Here is a 1,663-nt window from a genome sequence, read left to right on the forward strand (position 1 = left end):
GCCAGCCATTGAAGCAGACTTCCGAGTTCGGCGGTCGGATGGTGTTGACCATCGTCATGCCCATCGAGGCCCACGCCCAGTTCATGCCACGACCGTTGGTGTTCTCGGCGACAATCGGTGGCGGCGTACACAGTGAGGCATCGTCACACCAAAACAGCGGCGAGTCGGGCAGAAGCTGATTGGCTTCGACGCAGTGCAGCGGATTCTTCTCGACAACCCAACCACCGTTGGTGATCGAGAGCGATCCACGTTTGTCGCGGTCGCCCAAGTCGGTCACGATTTCGGCCATCGCGATGGTGTTGGACAAGCCGTCCAAAACGTCGCGGAACTTGGTCGCGCGTTTGCGGGAAAAGTATCCACGATCAGCGGCGCTAAACCAAATCGGGCGCCAATCATCTGGCGGTGGAGACAAGTTGCCTTCTTTGGGACCGTTGTCCCAAACCTGGCTGAACGAGTCACCGACGCAAGCGGCGTAGTTGGTTCGTCCACGACCGGGGCGTCCGGTTCCCGGGTCGCTGGGGCAGCGAAGGGTGGGGATCTCAGTCGCCCAGGGAATGAATCGGTCGGTTCGATCACCGCGGTCATGCCGCGGGTTGGGTCCCATCGGAGACCACAGACCGGTCGGCGTGTTCGGTGTCGAACCGTCCGTTGTTGCAGATCCACCCGCAGTGATCTGGTCCCAGATCGGTTGCGGCTCCATGAACGGCGTCAAGCCGACCATTGCGCTCAACTCTTCATTGTTGGTGGTCACCGAGCCTTCCCACCAAGAACCGACTCGCGTTCCACCTGCATTGTGACCCAGCCCGGTACCGCCGTTGTTGACGGGATTCTGCTTGTAGGCAGAGTGATAGTTCTGCAGCGCCAAGCCGATTTGCTTGAAGTTATTGCTACAGCTCATACGACGTGCGGCTTCGCGAGCCGCTTGGACTGCTGGAAGCAGCAGACCAACGAGAATACCAATAATGGCAATGACGACCAACAGTTCCACAAGCGTGAAACCACTCGTCAACGATTTCCGACGAACCATTTACGGTCTCCTGGAAAAGAGAGAGAGGGGAAAAGGAAAAAGGGATGATCAAATGACACTAATTGTGTCTAGAGCAGGCCAGTTTACCCCTATCTCGCGGAATCGGAGTGAAGAATAAGACATCAATTGTTCACAATTCGCGAAAAAACGGCAAAACAGTGGGTAGCCCAAAGCCCTGCAGAGGGGCGAGTTTTTCACACACCCCTCCACTTTTGCCCTGCATCAACGCATTCACACGCTCGCGGGCTATCGATTTAGTCAATGTGATGAATTCAGCGCGATGTATTTAGCCCGGCGCCTGAGCGAGGGGCGCCGCGTGGCCCCTTGCTCACACATGCGGGCGACAATCGACAGCCCGCTCGCGTCATTCGTCCACTGCAAAGAAAAGTCGCGACCGATTTCGAGTCGCAACGAACCGCTTCGATTTGGCCCGTCGAAGCGAATCGGCTGATCATTGATTGACTTCAGCCGCGATCGAGCCGGCGTGGGGACGTCCCCATCGCCATGAGATCAAGAAGGGCCGTGAAATCAACAAGGATTGACACGGCCGCCGTCTTGGGGCGCTGTCTTGGGGCCACCCAAGGACTCGGTTGGCAGAAAAGACCAAGACAGCGCGACGACGAAACCGCCTGTTTA

The 1,663-nt window shown here is 57.4% G+C and carries 1 protein-coding gene; it reads right to left on the bottom strand.

The window, feature by feature from the left end:
• A partial coding sequence (locus ABX749_RS32025; protein WP_372899614.1) for a DUF1559 domain-containing protein occupies nucleotides 1–1,027 on the bottom strand: 1,027 nt, incomplete at its 3' end.
• Nucleotides 1,028–1,663 lie beyond the last annotated feature (636 nt).

This window comes from Stieleria sp., assembly GCF_041595215.1.
Lineage (GTDB): Bacteria > Planctomycetota > Planctomycetia > Pirellulales > Pirellulaceae > Stieleria > Stieleria magnilauensis.